Origin of the sequence: Halomonas sp. DP3Y7-2 (assembly GCF_019800795.1) — a bacterium.
GTDB lineage: Bacteria > Pseudomonadota > Gammaproteobacteria > Pseudomonadales > Halomonadaceae > Halomonas > Halomonas litopenaei_A.
Genome location: NZ_JAHVKJ010000005.1, coordinates 221,401 through 242,342 on the forward strand (window position 1 = coordinate 221,401; position 20,942 = coordinate 242,342).

Consider the following 20,942-nt stretch of genomic DNA (forward strand, 5'->3'; position numbering starts at 1 on the left):
CATTCAGGGCCTCGTGTCTATGGCTCCGTGTTTATAGCCCCGTGTCTATGGCCCCGTGCGCTGTCAGGGAGGATCTCGCATGCCGTTGTTGTCGCGTTCATGTCGCTTGGGAAATGTCCACTGGGTGGGCTGTGTCCTCGTAGATGACGGCAAGACGGGAGGGCACTGACATGTGGATACCTCCTTCCTCCGGTCAGCCGCCTTCTGGCACTTCCGATAACTCTGACGCTTCTGACCAGCCTGGCACGAATGCCCCGCCCTCCCCCCGCCGCTTGCATGAGCTGTTGGCTGCCTTTGATGTCCCTCTGACCCAGGACCACCGGCTGCTCAAGCTTCAGCTATCCGGCCATTCCTCATCCCGCCACGCCCTGATTCCCCATCGCCTGGTCGGGGAGGAAATGCTGTCGCGACCCTATCGCTATCGTCTGGACGTGATCGCCCAGCGTGGAGATATCGAACTCAAGTCGTTGATCGCTCAACCCGCCACGCTGGAGATTCGCCAGGCCGACGGGAGTTACCGCCAGCTTTCCGGGCTGGTGGAATCCGCCGCCCTGCTCGGTGAAGACGGCGGCGTCTACTACTACCAGCTCGAACTGGTGCCCTGGCTTGCCATGCTCAGCCTTGGCCGCGACAGCCGCATCTTTCAGGACAAGACGGTGGTCGAGATCATCGAGACGGTGTTCGCCGGCCACGACGTCGCCAAGGGGGGCTATCGCTTCGACCTGCGCCGGGACTACCCCGCCCGCAGCTATTGCGTGCAGTACCGCGAGAGCGACTACCACTTCGTCAATCGCCTGATGGAACAGGAAGGTCTGTTCTACTATTTCGAGCACCACCCCTTTACCAACGCGTCCTCCGACAGCGCCAGTGGCGCGGGCGAGGTCAGCCACCGTCTGGTGATCACCGACGATGTGATGACCTGCCCCGCCGTCGCCCCCCAGACCATTCGCTTTCATCGTCAGGCAGCGACAGAGACCGAGGACGCCATCACCCAGTGGGGCGGCAAGCGGGTGCAGCAGCCGACGCGTGTCAGCCTGGCGACCTTCGACTACAAGCACCCACGACGCGATACCAGCAACACTCAGCACACCATCCGTGCCCAGGGCAATCTGCCCGCCAACGAGGTCTATGACTTTCCCGGCGAGTACTACTATGCGGACCATGGACGGGGCGAGCGTCTTGGCGTCAATCGCCTGGAGGCGCTGGAATCCCGCGCCAAGCGCTTCTTTGGTGCCGGTGGTGCTCGCCAGCTCCAGGTCGGCGGCCATTTCACCCTGACCCAGCACCACCAGCATGACCGAGGCAATGCCAGCGAACGCGAGTTTCTGGTGCTGGCGCTGAACCTGTACGCCGAGAACGCCCTGCCGGTGTCGGCTCACCTCTCTACCCTGCCGGGCAGTTTGCAGCAGGAGCTGACGGACGCCCGTCGCGCCCATGGCCTGGAAGACGCGATTGACGGCCAGAGCCTTCACCAGGGTGACTATCAGCGCGCCGGGACCGGCCACTTTCTGCTCGACTTCGAGGCCCAGCGCCGGCTCCTGCCCTACCGCTCGACCCTGGACCACCCCCGGCCCGTCATGGGTGGCCCCCAGACCGCCATCGTGGTGGGTCCCGAAGGGGAAGAGATCCACACCGACCGGCTCAACCGGGTCAAGGTGCAGTTTCATTGGGACCGTGAAGGCACCCATAACGACCAGTCGAGTTGCTGGCTGCGTGTCGCCTCACCCAATGCCAGCGCCGGCTGGGGCGGGGTGTTCGTGCCGCGCATCGGTCAGGAGGTCATCGTCGACTTCCTCGAGGGCGACCCGGATCGCCCGCTGATCACCGGGCGCCTCTACAACGGTGACGAGCGACCCGAGTGGCACTCCAACGGCCTGCTGTCCGGCCTTAAGTCGAAGACCTATCGCGGTGGCAAGTACAACGAACTGGTATTTGACGACGCGACCGATCAGGAGCGGGTACGGCTCAATTCCGAACATGCCAAGAGCCAGCTCAACCTGGGCTATCTGATTCACCAGCAGGGCAATACGCGCGGCGACTTTCGCGGTACCGGCTTTGAGCTGCGCACCGACGCCTATGGCGCCGTACGCGCCAACGAGGGCCTGCTGCTGACCAGTTGGGGCCAATTGGGGGCAGGCGGTGAACAGCTCGACCTGTCACCGGCCTGGCGTGAACTGCAAGCCGCCTGGCAGCTTGCCGATACGCTGAGTGACAGCGCCGTTGACCATCAGGCCGAACCGCTGGCAAGCCTCAATGACCTGCATAAGGCCAGCGACGATGCTCAGGGGCGCCATGGCCGACCCGCCAGCACCAACAAAGACCGCTTCGATGGCAGCAGCGCACAGAGTGCAAGCCAAGGCGGCCAGGGTGAGGCCGGCAGCCTCAAGGCTCTGGCTGCACCTGGCCTCCCCTGCCGGTATCGCCGCCAGCACGCCGCAGTCGACGCACCTGGTGCAGGGCAAGTCGCTCAGCGTGACCAGCGGTGAAGACATCAACCTGGCCACCGGGCGTAGCCTGATTGGCTCGCTGTCCGAGAAGCTCTCGCTATTTGTCCAGCGCGCCGGCATCAAGCTGTTCGCTGCCCAGGGCAAGGTCGATGTCCAGGCCCAGTCTGACGAGATGGCCCTGACCGCCGAGAAGAAGGTCACCATCACCTCCACCGAGGACGCCGTTCACATCGCCGCCGCCGAAGAGATTCTGCTGACCAGCGGCGGGGGCTATATCCGCCTCAAGGGCGGCGATATCGAAATTCATGCGCCGGGGCTGATCGACGTCAGGGGCGGGCAGCACCTGTTTGCGGGGCCCGCGAGTCTCAGTTACAGCCTTGATCAACTGCCAAGAAAGGCCATCTGCTATAGCTGCTTGCTGGATGCCGCCGCCCAGCACAGCACCTATTTACGCCGCTGACAACGTCACCATCGACAAGGAGCTCAGGGTGTACCCAACCCATATGCAGGCCGATGTCCTGCTGCTCAAGATGCTCGCCGAGGCGCACGTAGAAGCACTGATCGGCTACGTGCTGGTCGATATGTCGATATCGTCTTCCACCCAGCGCTTCGTGTTGAACCTGCATGACCAGAAGCGAACCCGCAGTCTGTTTCAGGCCACGCCAGAAGGTGCGTTCGTCCATATCGCCCCTCACCTTATCGCCTGGAACGATCTTACCGCCACCGAGCGGGATTACCTGATCGCCCTGGACCAACACACCCCGGCACTTTCCTGGCTATGGGTCGATACCGATGGCACACGCACGCTTTATCGCCACCTCAAGGCTCAGTTGGATATGCAGCTGCCCGACGGCGGACTGGCCCTGCTGCGCTATTACGACCCCTGCGTCTGGCAACGCCTGATGCACCTACTGACGCCAGAACAAATCACCACGCTAATGGGTCCGGTTCACTACTGGGGTATTCGGCTGAATGACCAGCGGAAGCTCTTCGATCGTCAAGGAAGACTCGCATGCTTCAACTGACAACAGAGCAGGAACGGCGACTGCGGATTCCCGATCAAGACGTCATGGTTCAAGATGCCCTGGACACTTTCCGGCAAAAACTGCCTCGCATCTACGACAAGCTTGGCCACGACACCCTGTCATTACGACTGAGCGAGGGATATGCCCTTGCTGTTGATCTCGGACTCACCAAGAAAGCCCTTGTTTTCAACTACATGCTTTATGGCGTTAGCGCCCCCAAGCTTCGCAATGTTGCATACATGAAAGAGCACTTTCAGACAAGCAGCGATACGCCAGACCTGGTCGCCATGGATCTTTTTGCGTTATTGGCATTTCGCCCTACCTTGAATAGAGAGAGATAATACATGGCCGCACCAGCATTCCCCATTGCTGTATGGCTGGCGGAGAAGGCGGCGGAGGTGGTAACAGCCGCCGCGGTGGCAGTATATATAGCTATCGTTATCGACGATGAGACAGATCTGGAGGATCTTGAAGATTTTGGTGATATCGCCGGGCCAACCACCGAGGGAGGGACGGAGGAGAGTCAGGACCAGTCCCAAGACGCTAAGTCTATTCCTGGCTCGACAACTGATGTTGGCACGCGTACCGAAGAGTGCGAGGATTGTAACGACTGCAAGCCAAGAGACGGTTATATTCACCAGCCACTTAATCGAAACTATCATGTAGGCGGTGGTGATTGGGTCTTCTACCAGCTGTATATTGCCAATATGGGGGGAGGTCCTTTCTTCAACATGGTCGGTGGAAGAATCCAAGAATGGAGATATAACGGAGTGGATTTTGATGGATTCTGGTCCAGCTCATGCACCTTGGTGGAAGCTAAGAAGGGGTATGAGCGATTTCTTTCCATAGATGAAAATGGAATCATACGCGAAGGCAAAGTACCTTTTATGATAACCACAATAAGAAATTTCATTACTGAAGCCCAGGCCCAAGTTGATGCAATAGCCGGAAGTAAACCTCTGGCTACACTTAGGTGGTACTTCTCAGCACAATCAGTCTATCTCTACTTTCTCGATATGTTTGAGTCAAGAGATATGGAAATCGAGTGTTACTTCCTTCCATACTCAGATCTAATGCCAAATAAAAAATAATTAGGAGAACTAATGTGATGGAGCCAATACATGTAACTCTATTTTTTTATCAGAGTATAAATCAAGCAGACCCTGACAGCGTATATGAAACATGGATGAACTTAAATAATTCAACAACAGATATAGACCCCGTCCTCAACGAATGGTTCTATCTTGCCAAGGCCACACCAAGTGAGGTTGTGTACCTAGACCTGCCAAAGGAAAAAGAGCAGATCATAACAAGCTCAATAAGAACAATGAAGCTAGATAGAACCATTCCACGCCGAAACATCAAAGGAATTACTTTTCACGCTTGGTCTCAGAAAGTTCCTGCACAAGGACCAGCAAATGAAAGAGAAGGATCACAAACTGTTTTTAGTTCTTTATCTGGCGGCACTGAACATAGACTAGCCCGCTTTAGTCTGGAAATAGAAGCGCTCAAAAATCACGAAGGGCGTCATGAAATGATAGCGTTTACAAGAATATGCACCGCAATTTCCAATGTTCAAAAGCCTATTTGGCTTAGCGCATGTCCGCTCTCATACATGAAACATAGAGTATTCCCCCATAGGCGCCATGTTGGCTGGATGGCGGTAGTGCCGGACGTTGATATTTCAGGCCAACTGCCGTTTCTTGCTTATGATGAGTACCTTCCTGATGTTGGCACACTCATCGTCACGACGGAGGAACGCTTCGATACCACCAAGCCAGAACACGTGGAAAAAAGCCAAATGACGGAGACGACGTTACTGCAGATGGGACTGCTGCCAGAACGCCAGCGCTAGTATCACCATCTGGTCACGCGCTACACCCATCGCGATGGCCTGGCCGTTATGCTGGAGTGGGACTGGCCGGGCAAGGCCGACGGTGCCCAGCCCTCTGCCCATGACGCGCGCTGTATCCGCAATCGTCTGGAAGACGGCAGTGAAGACACCCGTTTCGAGTACCACCGGGGCTTGTGGTACACCAAGGTCACCGATGCCGACGGCATCATCACCTACTACCGCTACAACTATCACAACCAGATCGAGTCGATCACTCACCCCTTCCACCCGGAGCTTGGCAGTGAGCACTGGCGCTGGGATGAACACGGTCGCCTCAGTCGCCATATCGATGGTGAAGGGCGCACCAGCCACTATCGCTACGATGACCGCGGACGGCTGATCGAGATCACCGATCCCCAGGGTCTGACCACCCGCATCGAGTATGACGCCAACGGGCTTCCTATCGAAGTCACCGAGCCGGATGGGCGCACACGCCAGATGCGCTTTGATGAGCGCGGCCTGCCGCTGGAAGATATCGCCCCAACGGGTGCATCACTACCTTTGAGCACGACGAGCGTAGCCTGTTGACGGTCATGACTGGCGCTGCTGGTAACACCTACCGCTATGCCTGAAATGAAAACACAAAGCATCGAACAAAAAGGCACCCGAAGGTGCCTTATAGAGGTGAGCCAGTGCTGTCCGCGTTGCCGCTACAGTCGATGCCTCAAGTGCGGGTTGGAGTCCGCATGGTCACGAACTCTTCTGCGCCGGTGGGGTGAATGCCAACGGTGGCATCGAACTGGGCCTTGGTCAGTCCGGCACGCACGGCGATGGCGATGCCCTGAATGACTTCACCAGCCTCTTCGCCGACCATATGGGCGCCCACCACCACGTCGCTTTTGTCATCGACGATCAGCTTCATCAGACAGCGCTCATCGCTACCGGACAGGGTGTGCTTCATCGGACGGAAGTCGGCTGTGTAGACACGAATATCGCCGTATACCTCACGTGCCTTTTCTTCGGACAAGCCGACGGTGCCAATATTCGGGTGACAGAACACCGCTGTCGCGATGTTGTCGTAGTTCATCGGTGCCTTGGGCGCATCCCCATAGTGGTGAGCGACCAGGTGCATGGCCTCGGCCAGGGCCACCGGGGTGAGCTCCGGCCCGCCGGTGACGTCGCCTAGCGCCAGAATGGACGGCACCGACGTCTCAAAGCAATCGTTGACCTGGATCGAGCCATTCTCGTTGAGGGCGATATCAAGACGGTCCAGTCCCAGGCCTTCCAGGTGAGGCTTACGACCGGTGGCCGACAGCACCGCATCCACTTCCAGTACATCGCCGTTGGTCAGGGTAGCCTTGATGCCGCCCTCGACCTTCTCGAGAGACTCGATGTTGGTGTTGAAGTGAAGGTTAACGCCCTTCTTGGCCATCTCGTCCCGAGTGAATTCGCGGACCTCCTGGTCAAAGCCGCGCAGGAACAGCTCCCCCCGATACACCAGATGGGCATCCGCGCCCAGGCCGTTGAAGATGCTGGCAAACTCGACGGCGATGTAGCCACCACCGAGGACCAGAAAACGTTTAGGGAAGTGGTCCAGGTCGAAGATCTGGTTGGAGTTCATGGCCAACTCACTGCCCGGGAACGGCGGCACCCATGGCCAGCCACCCACCGCCACAAGAATCTTCTCGGCGCTGATGGTTTCACCTGCGACCTCGACACGATGCTCGTCGACCACCTTGGCGCGGCCATTGATCAGGCGCACACCTGCGTTGTCGAGCAGCTTGCCGTAGATACCGTTGAGACGCTTTATCTCCCCGATCTTGTTGTCGCGAAGCGTGTTCCAGTCGAAACTGGGGGCTTCATTGAGCTCCCAGCCGAAGCCCCTTGCATCATCGAAGGCCTCATGAAAATGGGCGGCGTAGGAATACAGCTTCTTCGGTACGCAGCCTACGTTGACGCAGGTGCCACCCAGGTAGCGATCTTCAGCGACGGCCACCTTGGCTCCTGTTGCTGCTGCGGTGCGCGCCGCGCGTACACCGCCAGAGCCGGCACCAATGACAAAGAGGTCGTAGTCGTATTGTGACACTTGCGTCTCCTGAAATCCGATTCTCGTCAGCTCGCTCCAACGTCCTCGCCTACGAATAGCCAGGTTGAGGACACCGGAGAGGACAGATGGTCCGCTCGCGGCGGCAGGCTGCCATGATACCAGCGGTACGCTTACCCCGGGAGGGTGCTTGACCACCTTGGCCGACGGGGGTAAAAACATGCACCACTTTAGTCACCATTCGCACAGACGGGGAAAGAACATGAGTGATATCGACAACCTCCTTGAAAGAAACCGGGCTTGGGCTGACAAGGTCTGCCAGGATGACCCCGACTTCTTTTCTCGTCTGGCCCAGCAGCAAAGCCCCGAGTACCTGTGGATTGGCTGTTCGGATAGCCGCGTGCCGGCCAACCAGATCATCGATCTCCCTCCGGGTGAGGTGTTCGTCCACCGTAACGTTGCCAACCTGCTCTATCACAACGACATGAATGCTCTGTCGGTCGTGCAATTTGCCGTCGACGTGCTGAAGGTACGTCACATCATGATCGTGGGTCATTACAACTGCGGCGGCGTGCGTGCGGCGGTGACCGGTGGCGAGAATGGCATGGTGGACAACTGGCTGCACAGCGTACGTGAGCTGTACAGCATGCACCGCCCTCAGCTCGAGCAGCTGCCGCTGGATGAGCAGGTCGACCGTATGTGTGAATTGAACGTCCAGTCGCAGGTCAAGACGCTCTGCCGCACCAAGATCATTCAGCGTGCCTGGCAGCGCGGACAGCAGCTGTCGGTCCACGGCTGGGTCTATGGCCTCAGCGACGGCCGGGTGACGGACCTGGAGTGCAGTGTCCACGGCCTCGATCAGGTTGCCCAACTCTATCGGATCGATCGCGTCACCCCGTCGCAGGATTGATCACCCCTCCGACCAGCGACGATGTCGTCAGCTTGGTGCATTACCCCGCCTGGCCTTCGCCGAGCGGGGGTTTTCTCGCGCGTCATCAGTATGGATTCGCTGAGGAAGGTCGTGCTGCAAGGAGAACTGCGAAAGACGAACCGCAAAAGACGAACCGCAAAAGACGAACTGCGCAAGACGAACTGCGACGAGTGCAACTGCTGATAGCAGGTCCATAGGCGGCTCACCCATGACTAGCGCTCTCTCAGCGGGCATTGTTCAGTGGACATCGTTCAGTGGGCAGCCCGTCCACAGGATCTTCGGTTTCCGGGATGACGCGCAGACCCAGCGGGTGAACCACAAGGCACTATAAGCGGACCCTGCGCGGCTGCCGTGGCCCTTCCCCCTTCCTGCCTGCATGACATGCATCGTGTTCTATTCAATCCTCGCATGGGGGTTATCAGAATTTCGATTGTGTTTAAACGGCACATCTCACTATGTTGTTGGTGGACATTGACTAGGCGGCATGTGCCAATTGCGCCAAGCGTCCGACTAGCCATTACAACAACCTCAATAACAAGCAGGACCACCTTCCATGTTCAAGAAGACCCTTCTGGCCAGCGCTCTGGGCGCGGCCATGTTGACGGCTGCCCTGCCTCAGGCGGCAGTCGCTGAGACTACCCTGCGTATGGCCTATGACGCCGATCCGGTGTCATTGGACATCCACGAGCAGCTGTCTGGCGGTATCCTGCAGCTGTCACACATGGTCTTTGACCCGCTGGTGCGCTGGACCAAGGACTTCGAGTTCGAGCCTCGCCTGGCGACCGACTGGGAACAGATCGACGACACCACCATGCGCATCACCCTGCGCGAAGGCGTCACTTTCCACTCCGGTAACCCATTCACCGCGGAAGACGTCGCCTGGACCGTTGATCGCCTGAAGCAAAGCGGCGATTTCAAGGCCATCTTCGAGCCCATCGAAACCGTCAATGTCATTGACGATCATACCGTCGAGATTGTCTCCAAGCGGCCCAACCCGCTGCTCCTCAACATGGCGACCTATATCTTCCCGATGGATAGCCAGTTCTATTCTGGTGAGACAGAGGACGGCAAGGCCAAGGATGAGATCGTCAAGAACGGTAACTCCTATGCCTCGCGCAATGTGTCGGGTACCGGCCCATTTCAGGTGACCAACCGCCAGCAAGGGGTCAGGGTCGACTTCGAGCGCTTTGATGACTACTGGGACAGCGAGTCTCCGGGTAACGTCGATAACATCACGTTGACGCCGATCAGCGAGAATGCCACCCGTGTGGCCGCCCTGCTGTCCGGCGATGTCGACTTCATCGCTCCGGTGCCGCCCAACGATCTCGAGCGCATCGAGAGTGACGAAGACACCAACCTGGTGACCATGTCCGGCACTCGCATCATCCTGTTCCACATGAACCAGGACCGGGTCGAGGCGTTCCAGGACCCCCGCGTGCGCCAGGCCTTCGTCTACGCGATCAACCAGGAAGGCATTGCCGATCGCCTGATGAAAGGCTTTGCCACCCCGGCTGCCCAGTTCTCGCCTGACGGCTATTCCGGCCACAACCCGGAGCTCGAGCCGCGCTTCGACCTGGACCGGGCCAAGGAACTGATGGCCGAAGCAGGCTATGAGGACGGTTTCTCCATCACCATGATGGCGCCCAACAACCGCTACGTGAACGATGCCAAGATCGCCCAGGCGGTTGCCGCCATGCTGGCTCGCATCAACGTCACCGTGGACCTCAAGACCCTGCCCAAAGCCCAGTACTGGGGAGAGTACGACGACCGCGCCGCCGACATGATGATGATTGGCTGGCACTCGGATACCGAGGATTCCGCCAACTTCCACCAGTACCTGACCGAATGCCCCAACGCCGACACCGGGGCGGGTCAGTACAATGCGGGCAACTACTGCAACCCGGAACTCGACCAGCTCATGGTCGACGCCAACCTGGAGCTGGATCTCGAGAAGCGTGGCGAGATGCTGCAACAGCTGGAGCAGGGATTGTACGACGATGCCGCCTTCATTCCCCTGCACTGGCAGGACCTGGCCTGGGCCTCGGCCGCCAATGTCGACATCGAGCCGGTGGTCAACGTGCTGAACTTCCCCTATCTGGGTGACCTGGTCATCAACGAAGAGTAAGCCTACGGGCACCGCACCCTGGTGCCCTTCGCTCCCATTCAGTGCGCTCAGCTTCGTGACAACCTCGCGGAGCTGAGGGCCTGTACCCTGGTAACGCCAAATGATCGCATTTTTGATCAAGCGCCTTTTTCATGCGCTGCTGGTGATGTTCGTCATCAGCGTGATTGCCTTCGCCATTCAAGACAATCTGGGTGACCCGATCCAGCAGATGGTCGGACAATCGGTACCCGAGAGCGAGCGTGAAGCGCTGCGTGAGGAACTGGGCCTCAACGATCCGTTTTTCGTGCAATATCTGCGTTTTGCTGCCAATGCCACCCAGTTTGATTTCGGCTATTCCTACGTCTATAACGAGCCGACCACCGAGGTGATCCTGCGCCACCTTCCAGCCACGCTTGAGCTGGTCTTCGCCGCCACCCTGTTGATCATCGCCCTGTCGGTTCCCATTGGGGTCTACAGCGCCATCAAGCCTCGCGCCTGGCTGTCCCGGTTCTTTATGGGGGTGTCGATCATCGGTATCTCCATCCCGGTGTTTCTCACCGCGATTGTGCTTATTCAACTGTTTGCCATTGGCGTCAGTTTCACCCCCTTTCCGGCCGACACTGGCTGGGGCGCCTGGCTTAACGGGCTAGTGTCTACCGAAGGCGGGATGCCGGCCTATGGACGTGGTGATCCTGTCCATGTGTTCGGTACCTGGAGCACCAACTTCGCTTCCCTGGAAGGCCTGACCTACCTGGTGCTGCCGGCGATTTCCCTTGCGTCGATCATGCTGCCGCTGTTCATTCGCCTGATTCGTGCAGAAATGCTTGAAGTGCTGCAGTCCGAGTACGTCAAGTTCGCCCGTGCCAAGGGAATCTCGATGCGTCGCATCTACTTCCTGCATGCGCTCAAGAACACCATGCTGCCGGTCATCACCGTTGGTGGCGTGCAGATCGGTACCTTGGTGGCCTACACCATTCTGACCGAGACGGTGTTCCAGTGGCCCGGCATGGGCCTGATGTTCCTCGATGCCATCGAGCGCTCGGACATCCCATTGATCGTGACCTACCTGATGATCGTCGGCCTGATCTTCGTGATCACCAATACTCTGGTCGATCTGGTCTACGGCCTGGTCAACCCCACCGTCAAGCTGACAGGTAAGCCCGCATGAGCACCCACAGCACTGCGACCAGCACTCGGTGGGAGCGGTTTCGCGACTCCTACCTCTTGTACAGTTTCAAACGCGATGTGATCGCCCAGGTCAGCCTGCTGGTGTTCGTCGTCATGGTCCTCGCCGCCCTGCTGGCTCCATGGCTGGCCCCGGCCAACCCCTATGACCTGGCCCAGATCGATATTCTGGCCTCAGAACTACCGCCTTTCTGGATCGATGGGGCCGACCCCCAGTATCTGATGGGTACCGACTCCCAGGGCCGCGACATGCTGTCCACCATTCTCTATGGCATGCGGGTATCGCTGGTCATTGGTTTCGGTGCGGTGGCCTTGCAGGCAGCTTTGGGCGTGTGTTTCGGGCTGTTGGCCGGCTATCTGGGAGGACGTGTCGACGCCTTCCTGATGCGCCTGGCGGATATTCAGCTGTCCTTCTCCACGCTGATGGTGGCCATCGTGGTTGGCGCCTTGTTCAAGGCGATCTTTGGCGGTGCCACCTACTCGGACTACGCCATGTGGCTGCTGGTGCTGATCATCGGCCTCGCGGAATGGCCACAATATGCGCGTACCGTGCGTGCCTCGGTGCTGGCGGAGAAGTCCAAGGAATATGTGGATGCAGCGCGGGTCATGGGCTTGCGCAGTCGACGCATCATGTTCCGCCATATCCTGCCCAACACCCTGTCACCGATCTTTGTCATCTCAACGGTCCAGGTGGCCAATGCCATCATCTCCGAAGCTGCGCTGTCCTTTCTTGGGCTTGGCATGCCCGAGACGCAGCCTTCCCTTGGCTCGCTGATCAAGTCCGGTTTCGATTATATCCAGTCGGGATCCTGGTGGATCACCCTGATCCCCGGCCTGGTACTTGTGGTGCTGGTGCTGGTCATCAACCTGCTCGGCGATTGGCTGCGTGACGTGCTCAATCCACGACTGTACAAGGGCTAGGAGGACAACCATGGCACTACTCGACGTCAATCATCTCGACGTGCGCTTCGCCCTTCGTCAGGGCGACGTCAAGGCGCTGCGCGACGTCTGCTTCAGCCTGGACCGTGGTGAACGCCTGGGCATCGTGGGGGAATCAGGTGCTGGCAAGTCCGTTGCCGCCTTCAGCCTACTGAATCTGATTGCCAAGCCCGGCTACATTGCGGGGGGCAGCATCACCTTTGACGGGCTCGAGCTGACGGGACTCAGTGACCGCCAGCTACGCAAGGTTCGTGGCCACCGGATCTCGATGATCTTTCAGGATCCGATGATGACCCTCAACCCGGTGCTGTCGATCGGCGAGCAGATGGTGGAGTGCTTGAAGGCCCACCGCCGTATCTCCAGCCGCGAGGCTCGCGCCATTTCCCTGCGCAAGCTCGAACAGGTACAGATCCCTTCTCCAGAGAAACGGCTGGATCAATATCCCCACGAACTGTCTGGGGGCATGCGTCAGCGCATCATTATTGCCATCGCCCTGCTGCTGGACCCGGACATCATCATCGCGGATGAGCCGACAACGGCACTGGATGTCACGATCCAGGCAGAGATCATGGCGCTGCTGCTCGAGCTTTGCGAAAAGCATAACGTCGGCCTGATCCTGATTACTCATGATCTGGGGGTGGTCAGCCAGGTCACGCAGCGCATGCTGGTCATGTATGCCGGGCGTGTCATTGAGCAAGGCCCGACCCGAGAAATCATCAACGACCCCCAGCATCCCTACACCCAGGGTCTGATCAATGCCTTGCCGCAAATGGCGACGCCGGGAGAACGGCTCAACCAGATTCGCGGCAGCATGCCGTCGTTGAGCCAGCTGCCGAGCGGCTGCCCGTTTCATCCACGCTGTGACTTTGCAACACGTCAGGACGGCAGCGAGCGCAGTCGCTGCAAGACTGAGGTACCGGCCTTCGTCAGCTCCGGCAACTGTCAGGTGGCCTGCCACATGGTGGCCGAGATGCAGGATGCCGAGCGTATCGAGGTCAGGGAGGAAAACTCATGAGCCAGACGACTCAAGCCGCCATGGCGCCGATGCATCAGGATGCGTCGACTCAGCGTGAACCCGCCCCAGGCGGTGATAGCCTGCTCGAGATCCGGGGGCTGGAGAAGCGTTTTTCGCTGTCCGGTGACTTTCTTGAACAGCTCAAGTTCCGGCGAGGGCGTATTGTGCGTGAACAGCATCACGTGCATGCCATCAACGGCGTTGACCTCGATATTCGCCGCGGTGAGTCCCTGTGCGTGGTCGGCGAGTCGGGCTGCGGCAAGTCCACCGTGGCACGCACGGTCATGGGACTGCTGACACCCAGCGCCGGTGAGATTCGCTACGCCGGAGAGCGTATCGACCATCTGGATAGCAAGGCACTGCTGCCCTACCGCCAGCGCATGCAGATGATCTTCCAGAACCCCTACGCCTCGCTGAACCCGCGCATGACCATTCAGCAGACCTTGGAAGAGCCCATCCGCCTGCATCATCCCGACTGGAAGCCGGCTCAGGTGGTCGAGAAGGTCCACGAGGTCATGTCATCGGTCGGCATCGCCCCAGACTGGGGTTCCCGTTATGGGCATGAGTTTTCCGGAGGCCAGCGACAGCGTATTGCCATTGCTCGGGCACTGGCGATTGATCCTGAGTTCATCGTTGCCGATGAGCCGATCTCCGCGCTGGATGTCTCGATCCAGGCTCAGGTGCTCAATCTGTTGATGGAGGCACAGCGCGAGCATCATCTCACCTATCTGTTCATTACCCACGACCTGGCAGTGGTGGAACATTTCGGCACTCGGGTGGCCGTGATGTATCTGGGCCGGGTCTGTGAGGTAGCACCTACGGCGACGCTGTTTGCTCGCCCACGTCACCCCTACACCCAGGCCCTGATGTCGGCGATTCCACGACTGGAAGACGACCGTCCCCAGCACCTGCGGTTGCAGGGGGAAGTGCCGACGCCGGTCAATCTGCCGTCGGGGTGCGTGTTCCATGGCCGCTGTCCCCATGCCAATGATCGCTGCCGTCGGGAAATCCCGACACTGATCGCCACGGATGACGGCGGGCAAGTGGCCTGCCATGGTGTCGAGGAAGGTCGTCTTACGTGATGCCCGCCTTTTGCTATGACGTCTGTGGCAGTCGTAGTACCTCCGTTTTCGTCATGCCGGGTACGCCCGGCATGACGTTATCTGGCACAATCGTCGCATTGCTGGACAGGTGACCCTTCCATGGAAATACGTTGGCTGGAAGATTTTCTCGCCTTGGCCCGTACGCGACACTTTTCTCGCGCCGCCGAAGAGCAAAATGTGACCCAACCTACCTTCTCTCGCCGCATCAAGTTGCTGGAAGAGGAGATGGGCACGACGCTGATCAATCGCCAGACCCTGCCGCTGTCACTGACGCCCGCGGGTGAGGCCTTTCTCGGCATGTGCCACGACGTGACCCGTCGCGTCGACCAGACTCGTCAGAGATTGGCACAGATGGCGGAGGAGCAGGCTGGACAGCTGCGTCTCGGTGCGCCCCAGAGCCTACTTGCCCAATTCCTGCCACAATGGCTTCAGCACTGGCGCGAACCACCGCCCATACAGCCTTATCTGCGTGCCACCGCCTGGCTGGTGGGTGACTACTTCCAGGGCTTGGCCTCCGGGGAAATCGACCTGGCGTTATGCTACTGGCCGACCACGGGCAGCCCGCTGGAACTGGCCAATGAGGATACCGACTACTGCGTCATCGGGCGTGAACGTTTCATTCCCGTCAGCCTTGCCGATGACCGAGGCCAGCCCAGGTTCGCTCTCGGAGGCGGCAACGACGCGGGTAAAGGGATCGGCAAGGAGTCTGGTAAGGGGCGTTCCTTGCCATTGATCGCCTATCATCCACGAGGCATGATCGATGCGGCGATACGCGCCCACCTTGATCGACTGGGAGATTCCCCCACCCTGACAGTGCTCAACGAGAGCATCCAGAGTGGCAATATCCGAGAACTGGTCAGCCTTGGCTATGGCCTAGGATGGTTGCCAGAACGCAGCTTGTCCCAGGCCCTCGCGAGCGGCGAGTTGGTGCCTGCAGGAGATGAGCGCTGGGTCGTGAGCTTTGATATTCGACTCTACCGACATCTCACGACACGACGTGCAGCGGTCGATACCGCGTGGCAAGTCCTGCGCGCACGGGCGCTGGTGCCCTAGTCTTCTGATGTAGCCTTCCTGATGTAGTCTTGCTGATTCCTGGCAGGTAAATGATCGTTGGGTTACTGCCAGGACTTTAGCCACAGGACACCTTGACGTGAATGTCAGCGGTCACTGCAGCGCCGCTGGCTGACTGGAGATATTCCTTTGCCCCAACCCACAGCCAACCCTGCGTCGATCAACGCCGATGGCTCGGCAAGCCTGGTACCCTCTCGTTTTCGTGCCGCTCGATGGTTATCCAACCCCCATGTACAGACGCTGTTACCCCGCCTGCTGCGACCGCAACGGGTTGAGTGGCGCCAGGAATTCTTCACGCTGCCGGACGGTGATGAAGTTGAGTTGGCATGGGTGACGCCTGAACCGGCGGATGTGCAGGCCCCTCTGTTTGTGCTGTTCCATGGCCTTGAGGGAGGCATGGGCTCTCCCTATGCCCACGATCTGCTGGCGGCGGCCAGAGACCAGGGCTATCGCCCGCTGCTGATGCATTTCAGAGGCTGTGGGAGTCGACCCAACCGCCTGCCCAGGGCGTATCACAGCGGCGACACCGGGGATGCTCGGGTTTTACTGGATAGCCTGTCTGGGCGTTTTCCCGGGGCTCCCAAGGTCGTCGCCGGCGTCTCCTTGGGCGGGAACATGCTACTGCGGCTATTGGCCGAACCAGAGTGTGATGCACTGGGTCTTCATGCGGCCTTGGTCATCAGCGCGCCGCTGGACCTTGCCGCATGCGCCCAACGATTGGGTGAAGGCTTCTCGCGGGTCTACGAACGCCATCTGCTCGGATCACTGAAGCGCAAGGTATTGCCTCGACTGGAGCGCGGGGAGCTTCCCCTTGTCGCGACGGCGGAACAAGTCAGAAAGCTCAAGCGCCTGCGTGACTATGACGACCTGATCACGGCACCGCTGCACGGCTTTCGTGATGCCGAGGACTACTACACCAGGGCCTCCAGCGGTCCCGTGCTGGATCGCATTCAAGTGCCGACGCTGCTGCTCCACGCCAAGGATGATCCGTTCATGCCAGCGGATCTGATCGATCGTTTTCCGCAGCGCTCCCCCATGGTCACCATGGAGCTGGCGGAGCAAGGGGGGCATGTGGGGTTCATGGCGCCCGGAGACGGCTACCGCCCCGATTACTGGTTAGGCAAGCGACTGGAACGTTATCTGCAGGAGCTGTCCCTGACCTGAAACAGCAGAAGCCCCGACCTTGGTCGGGGCTTCTGCTGGGTTGTTGCACAGCGCTTACTGCAGCTCTGGCGGGTTGCCCGGCAGGCTCCAGGTGTAGATCAGGTCAACCGCCTGGGCAGCACCGGATACCGCCTCCAGGTACAGGCTTCGCCACAGCTGGTAGGTCAGCGTCAGTTCGGCGATGGGCGAGAAGATGCCCACGCCATAGCCCACCTCAAGACGATCGGTCAGGCGGCCACTGACGACCACCTGGCTGGTTTCACCACTACCGGAGGTATCCAGTGACAGGTCCTGGATGCCGAAGGCCTCACCCATGGCGCCGACGGCGCCGCCTGTCTTACCCAAGGTCAAGCCGATCAGTGCCGAGGTCAGCGCACCGCTGGCGTCACCGCTGTCATCAGGGGCGCGTCCGCGAAGCACGTAGGACAGAGCACGGGACTCGTCCATGGCGGGTTCGGAGAAGATCTCCAGGTCCGGCTGGCTGGCAGTCCCGGTCACCTTGAGACCTGCCACCACGCCGTCCTCGGTGCTGGCTGGATTGCGAATGGCCTCAAAGTCCAGCGTCGGCACGCTAGGCGGTCCGGCGAAGATCACCTTACCCTGGCGGATCTGCAGGTCCTGGCCGTAGGCCCGGAAGCGCCCATCGACCAGGCTGACATCCCCAAACAGCTGCAGCGGGCCGGCGTTCTGACGCACTTCCAGGTCGCCGGCCAGCTCCGTCTGCAAGCCATAGGCACTTAAACGGGCGTCAGGACCCAGCAGCAGTCTGATACGGATATCGATGGCCATACCCGCTTCCGCCATGGCCTGGGCGGTGGAGGCACCCACCGGGTCTTCTTCGGCCTGACGCTCGGCCTCTCTGGCCTGCTCGTCCATTTCGCGAGTGATGATGATCTCGTCACTGCTTGGGGACACTGCCGACGGCGGCACCTCGCCGACGTCGAGGCGGGCCCAGGGAATACGCACCTCACCGCGAATACGCAGGCGGGTGGGGTTCGCCGTTATCGTCAGGTCAGGAGCCAGCTTGAGCCGGCCATAGGCAGGCATCGCGGCCAGCAACGGGTCCTGGACCGCGGACAGCGCCAGATTGGCTTCCCAGCTACCGCCTGGCCAGGCGGCGTTACCGGTGATGTTGAGGCGCCCTTCTTCACCATCGACATAGCCAGAGATACGTGCGCTGTCGCCGGTCAGATCGATATTGAGGCGACCATCCGTCACCGCGACAGGGATGTCTCCTCCGTGAGCCTTGAGACCCGTCAAGCTCAGCTCCCCGCTGAGATCCGGTGCCTCGCGGCTGCCCGCAATACGAATGTTGCCGGCCAAGGTGCCTTCCAATTGATCCAGTCCCGCTGCCAGGGGGCGATACGGTGACAAGCTGACGCCGTCTATCGACAGGTTGCCGTCCAGTCCACCACGACCCACGGGATCGTCGATCGTCAGGGCCAGAGTGATGTCACCGCTCTGGGCCAGGGAAAGATCGACGTTGAGGTCGACGCGGGCGTCGCTGGCGTCAGCATTCAATGACAGCCGTGTGGCAGGCACCGACCAGGGCTGGCCATAGGCATCCACACCGGTCACGCTGACTTCACTGTCGAGCTGCGCATCTGCCTGCCAGCGGCTGCCGCCCGCTGACCACCCTGCCACCACACGCGCACCGGTATCGCCATCGATGGCCCAGCCTTCGGGCAGCGCCTCATTGACCAGGTCCATGGGCAGTTCGTTGATGTCGAGGGTCAGCTTGCCGGCATCTGCCGAGGCGCTGAGCGGTTCGCTGATACAGATCGCCCCACCTTGTTGGCGGGCGAGGCAGAAAGGATCGGTGCGCACAGAGCCCTGGGCCAGATTGGCATCGAAGGCCAGTGGCCCATCCAGTGCAATATCGCCCTGGGGCAAGGTAATCTCCAGCGGCGTCAGTGTCCCCCGGTAGCGGTCGCGGGCATCGTTCATGGCACCGTCCAGGGCCAGCACAAGGCGGTTGAGCGGGCCTTCGTCACTGCCGTCGACGGTGAGCTCCAGCCGATGCTGGGACAGGCGACCATCCAGGTCGAGGGCGATATCCTCGAAACGCTGGCCAGCAGCGTCTACCTGACGTGCGGACAGCCCCACATCCAGCTGGGGGTCATCGAGGCCGCGGACACGACCGGCCAGGGCGAGCTCGCCAACACGATTTTCCTGATAGCCGACACCGCTCCCCTCGATGGCGAGCTCCAGCTGTGGTGAACGAAGACTGCCTCGTGCCTGGATATTGCCAGACAGACGCCCCGACAGCCCAGGATACAGGCTGGCCATGTCGGGTAAGGCAAGCTCTGCATCCACGTTCAGGCGGGCTTCACTGACCTGGCCCTTGGCCTCAATCTGGTTGTCCCCTTGGCGGAAATCGAGGCGATCGATATCCCAGCGCATGGCACTGTTGCCGGCAAGCGCGGCCTCCAAGGACAAGGGGCGATCATCCAGCGTTCCCTGGATATCGATATCAGGAACATCGACTTCCCAACCTTCGTCCTGCTGGGTGAAGGCGACGTCCAGGGTGCCGCTCAGATTACCCTTCAAACCCTCGACAAAAGGCTCAGGGTTGAGGTTGTCCAGAGCGGCGGTGGCGGTCACGGCTACGCCATCCGACCAGTCGACAGTGCCCTGCGTGCGCAGCTGCCCTGCTCCCTCCAGCGCGAGTTCAAGCGGTGCCCAGGAGAAGTGTGACAGATCGCCCTGACCATCGACGGCCAGGGTGGTTCTCGGCAGATCAGGCCCCTCGGCCGCGAGGGCCAGCTTCAGCTGATATCCGGTCAGGGAGCCGTCGACGGACAGATCAATATCCTCAGCGACCCAAGGATCGACATCGGTGGCTTTGGTCTCGTCCCCTTCGGCGTCCGCCTGGGCCGGCTGCATGCCCGGCAACGGCCATTGCAGACGAGGGCTGGAAAAGGCCGCGGTGAACGGTAGCGTCGGGTCGAGGGCATCCAGGCGGGCGACCAGCTGCGTGGAGACGGGGCCAGTCGTGGTCAAATTGAGCTCCAGCTCGGCAAGACTGCCATTGGCGGAAAGCTCGACACGCTCGCCATCAAGAGCAGGAAAAATCTCGGGCTGGAACAGGTCCGCGGCAAAGCGAACCTCTAGCGGGTAGTCGCCGCTCAGCGTAGCCTTGGCCTGGAGCTCTGCATCGGCGTCCTGGGTGGCCACGGCCAGCGGCTCAATCGTGACGTCCTGTCCCCGTGCCAGCAGGCTCAGGTCCAATCGCTCTACCTGGTAGTCAAAGGCGCCATCGATGGTAGTGTCCTCCACCACCAGCTCCGGCACTTCGATGGCCAGGGGCAGAGTGACCTCGGGCAGGACAAGCCGTTCACGCTGATCCAGAGGAATGTCATCGGCCTTGGAGGCGGCACCTTCCAGCTCTGCCGCAGCGCTGCCAGGCAACGGAGAACGAACGGCGATCGCCGCATCAATGGCGTCGGCGCTTACCTTCGGACCGTCGTGCTCCGCATCACTGAGGGCCAGCATGGCCCCAGGCGTCAATGGCAGCGTAAGATGCAGTCCCGCCAGACGCGTGGGACTGACGGAAAGCGTATCGCCTTCGGCTACTGCCGCAGTGGTAAAGCTCTCCCAGGCCAGCTGCGTCCCATCCGCCAGGTGAACCGCAACGTCGCTCACCGTCAGCTCGCGAATCTCGACCGGAAAGGGCAACGATAGCGGCGCCGCTGGTTCGTTGGACGGCACTGGCTCCGGTTCAGGCTCGGCGACCGTATCACTCTCGCCCAGGCGTACATCGGTGCCTGACACGCGCAAGTGGTCGAGACACAGCCGACCATTGAGCAGGCAGTCCTCCGCCCACGCCAGGGACAGGGAGTCGACGCTCACCCGTACACTGCCCGCTTCCAGTCGAAAACCCTCAAGATCAAAGCTGTCGAGCAACGCTCCCTGGACCGACGAATACTCCAGCACGCCCATGCGACTGCCCTGATCCAGGGCCATCCGTGTCCCCCAAGGACTCAGCACCAGGCCGACAATCAGCAGCACCAGACCTATCAGGCTGAACGGCAGCCAGATCAACAATCGTGTCAAGGCCCAGAGGGCGCGTCCTTTTCT

Annotated in this window: 17 protein-coding genes; 15 read left to right on the plus strand and 2 right to left on the minus strand. The window is 60.2% G+C overall.

Annotated elements, in window-relative coordinates:
* Nucleotides 1–170: 170 nt before the first annotated feature.
* From KUV45_RS06320 to KUV45_RS06350, 7 genes are read left to right on the plus strand one after another with little or no spacing between them, the layout of a single operon-like run.
* A complete protein-coding gene (locus tag KUV45_RS06320) occupies nt 171–2,486 on the plus strand; it encodes a type VI secretion system Vgr family protein (RefSeq protein WP_222163819.1) in 2,316 nt (771 codons plus the stop codon).
* Entirely contained in the window at nt 2,368–2,907 is a 540-nt protein-coding gene (locus KUV45_RS06325; protein WP_222163820.1) for a DUF2345 domain-containing protein, read from the plus strand. The genes KUV45_RS06320 and KUV45_RS06325 overlap by 119 nt, the downstream gene beginning before the upstream one ends.
* 28 nt (nt 2,908–2,935) lie before the next feature.
* The gene (locus KUV45_RS06330) at nt 2,936–3,472 is read left to right on the plus strand and encodes a DUF4123 domain-containing protein (RefSeq protein WP_222163821.1); all 537 of its coding nucleotides are present in this window, start codon (nt 2,936–2,938) and stop codon (nt 3,470–3,472) included.
* Entirely contained in the window at nt 3,460–3,813 is a 354-nt protein-coding gene (locus KUV45_RS06335) for a hypothetical protein (RefSeq protein ID WP_222163822.1), read from the plus strand. The genes KUV45_RS06330 and KUV45_RS06335 overlap by 13 nt, the downstream gene beginning before the upstream one ends.
* A 3-nt stretch (nt 3,814–3,816) precedes the next feature.
* Nucleotides 3,817–4,563: a Tox-REase-5 domain-containing protein gene (locus KUV45_RS06340; RefSeq protein WP_222163823.1), complete on the plus strand. Its 747-nt coding sequence runs from the start codon at nt 3,817–3,819 to the stop codon at nt 4,561–4,563.
* Between the two features lie 17 nt (nt 4,564–4,580).
* The gene (locus KUV45_RS06345; protein ID WP_222163824.1) at nt 4,581–5,327 is read left to right on the plus strand and encodes an Imm52 family immunity protein; all 747 of its coding nucleotides are present in this window, start codon (nt 4,581–4,583) and stop codon (nt 5,325–5,327) included.
* A gap of 48 nt (nt 5,328–5,375) precedes the next feature.
* Complete coding sequence (locus KUV45_RS06350; RefSeq protein WP_222163825.1) at nt 5,376–5,894, plus strand: RHS repeat domain-containing protein; 519 nt, start codon at nt 5,376–5,378, stop codon at nt 5,892–5,894.
* A gap of 136 nt (nt 5,895–6,030) precedes the next feature.
* Here the strand turns inward: KUV45_RS06350 and gorA are convergent, their stop codons facing one another.
* On the minus strand, nt 6,031–7,392 hold the full coding sequence (gene gorA / locus KUV45_RS06355; protein ID WP_222163826.1) for a glutathione-disulfide reductase: 1,362 nt from the start codon (nt 7,390–7,392) through the stop codon (nt 6,031–6,033).
* A gap of 220 nt (nt 7,393–7,612) precedes the next feature.
* On the opposite strand from gorA, the gene can reads away from it, so the two are divergent.
* The 8 genes from can to KUV45_RS06395 all read left to right on the plus strand — a co-directional run bounded on the left by can (nt 7,613) and on the right by KUV45_RS06395 (nt 16,862).
* On the plus strand, nt 7,613–8,260 hold the full coding sequence (gene can / locus KUV45_RS06360) for a carbonate dehydratase (protein WP_206938703.1): 648 nt from the start codon (nt 7,613–7,615) through the stop codon (nt 8,258–8,260).
* A 574-nt stretch (nt 8,261–8,834) separates the two neighbouring features.
* A complete protein-coding gene (locus KUV45_RS06365; RefSeq protein WP_206938699.1) occupies nt 8,835–10,406 on the plus strand; it encodes an ABC transporter substrate-binding protein in 1,572 nt (523 codons plus the stop codon).
* Between the two features lie 100 nt (nt 10,407–10,506).
* Nucleotides 10,507–11,553, plus strand: coding sequence for an ABC transporter permease (locus tag KUV45_RS06370; protein ID WP_206938698.1), 1,047 nt, complete (start codon nt 10,507–10,509; stop codon nt 11,551–11,553).
* Nucleotides 11,550–12,491, plus strand: a complete 942-nt coding sequence (locus KUV45_RS06375; protein WP_206938697.1) for an ABC transporter permease — start codon at nt 11,550–11,552, stop codon at nt 12,489–12,491. Before KUV45_RS06370 ends, KUV45_RS06375 begins: the two co-directional genes overlap by 4 nt.
* 10 nt (nt 12,492–12,501) lie before the next feature.
* Nucleotides 12,502–13,524: an ABC transporter ATP-binding protein gene (locus tag KUV45_RS06380; RefSeq protein ID WP_206938694.1), complete on the plus strand. Its 1,023-nt coding sequence runs from the start codon at nt 12,502–12,504 to the stop codon at nt 13,522–13,524.
* 20 nt (nt 13,525–13,544) lie between these two features.
* Nucleotides 13,545–14,606, plus strand: a complete 1,062-nt coding sequence (locus KUV45_RS06385; protein ID WP_222163894.1) for an ABC transporter ATP-binding protein — start codon at nt 13,545–13,547, stop codon at nt 14,604–14,606.
* 120 nt (nt 14,607–14,726) lie between these two features.
* A complete protein-coding gene (locus tag KUV45_RS06390) occupies nt 14,727–15,680 on the plus strand; it encodes a LysR family transcriptional regulator (protein WP_206938692.1) in 954 nt (317 codons plus the stop codon).
* Nucleotides 15,681–15,827: 147 nt separating this feature from the next.
* Nucleotides 15,828–16,862 (plus strand): hydrolase, encoded by a 1,035-nt coding sequence (locus tag KUV45_RS06395; RefSeq protein WP_224852100.1) that lies wholly within the window; start codon nt 15,828–15,830, stop codon nt 16,860–16,862.
* Nucleotides 16,863–16,916: 54 nt separating this feature from the next.
* Here the strand turns inward: KUV45_RS06395 and KUV45_RS06400 are convergent, their stop codons facing one another.
* Nucleotides 16,917–20,918, minus strand: a complete 4,002-nt coding sequence (locus tag KUV45_RS06400) for a translocation/assembly module TamB domain-containing protein (RefSeq protein ID WP_224852099.1) — start codon at nt 20,916–20,918, stop codon at nt 16,917–16,919.
* Nucleotides 20,919–20,942: the final 24 nt, after the last annotated feature.

Bases quoted from the DNA above. Each gene is read 5' to 3' on its own strand.
- KUV45_RS06335 (WP_222163822.1), top strand. From the start codon at position 3,460: ATGCTTCAACTGACAACAGAGCAGGAACGGCGACTGCGGATTCCCGAT.
- KUV45_RS06380 (WP_206938694.1), top strand. From the start codon at position 12,502: ATGGCACTACTCGACGTCAATCATCTCGACGTGCGCTTCGCCCTTCGT.
- KUV45_RS06365 (WP_206938699.1), top strand. From the start codon at position 8,835: ATGTTCAAGAAGACCCTTCTGGCCAGCGCTCTGGGCGCGGCCATGTTG.
- KUV45_RS06390 (WP_206938692.1), top strand. From the start codon at position 14,727: ATGGAAATACGTTGGCTGGAAGATTTTCTCGCCTTGGCCCGTACGCGA.
- KUV45_RS06340 (WP_222163823.1), top strand. From the start codon at position 3,817: ATGGCCGCACCAGCATTCCCCATTGCTGTATGGCTGGCGGAGAAGGCG.
- KUV45_RS06350 (WP_222163825.1), top strand. From the start codon at position 5,376: ATGCTGGAGTGGGACTGGCCGGGCAAGGCCGACGGTGCCCAGCCCTCT.
- KUV45_RS06345 (WP_222163824.1), top strand. From the start codon at position 4,581: ATGGAGCCAATACATGTAACTCTATTTTTTTATCAGAGTATAAATCAA.
- can (WP_206938703.1), top strand. From the start codon at position 7,613: ATGAGTGATATCGACAACCTCCTTGAAAGAAACCGGGCTTGGGCTGAC.
- KUV45_RS06375 (WP_206938697.1), top strand. From the start codon at position 11,550: ATGAGCACCCACAGCACTGCGACCAGCACTCGGTGGGAGCGGTTTCGC.
- KUV45_RS06320 (WP_222163819.1), top strand. From the start codon at position 171: ATGTGGATACCTCCTTCCTCCGGTCAGCCGCCTTCTGGCACTTCCGAT.
- KUV45_RS06370 (WP_206938698.1), top strand. From the start codon at position 10,507: ATGATCGCATTTTTGATCAAGCGCCTTTTTCATGCGCTGCTGGTGATG.
- KUV45_RS06385 (WP_222163894.1), top strand. From the start codon at position 13,545: ATGGCGCCGATGCATCAGGATGCGTCGACTCAGCGTGAACCCGCCCCA.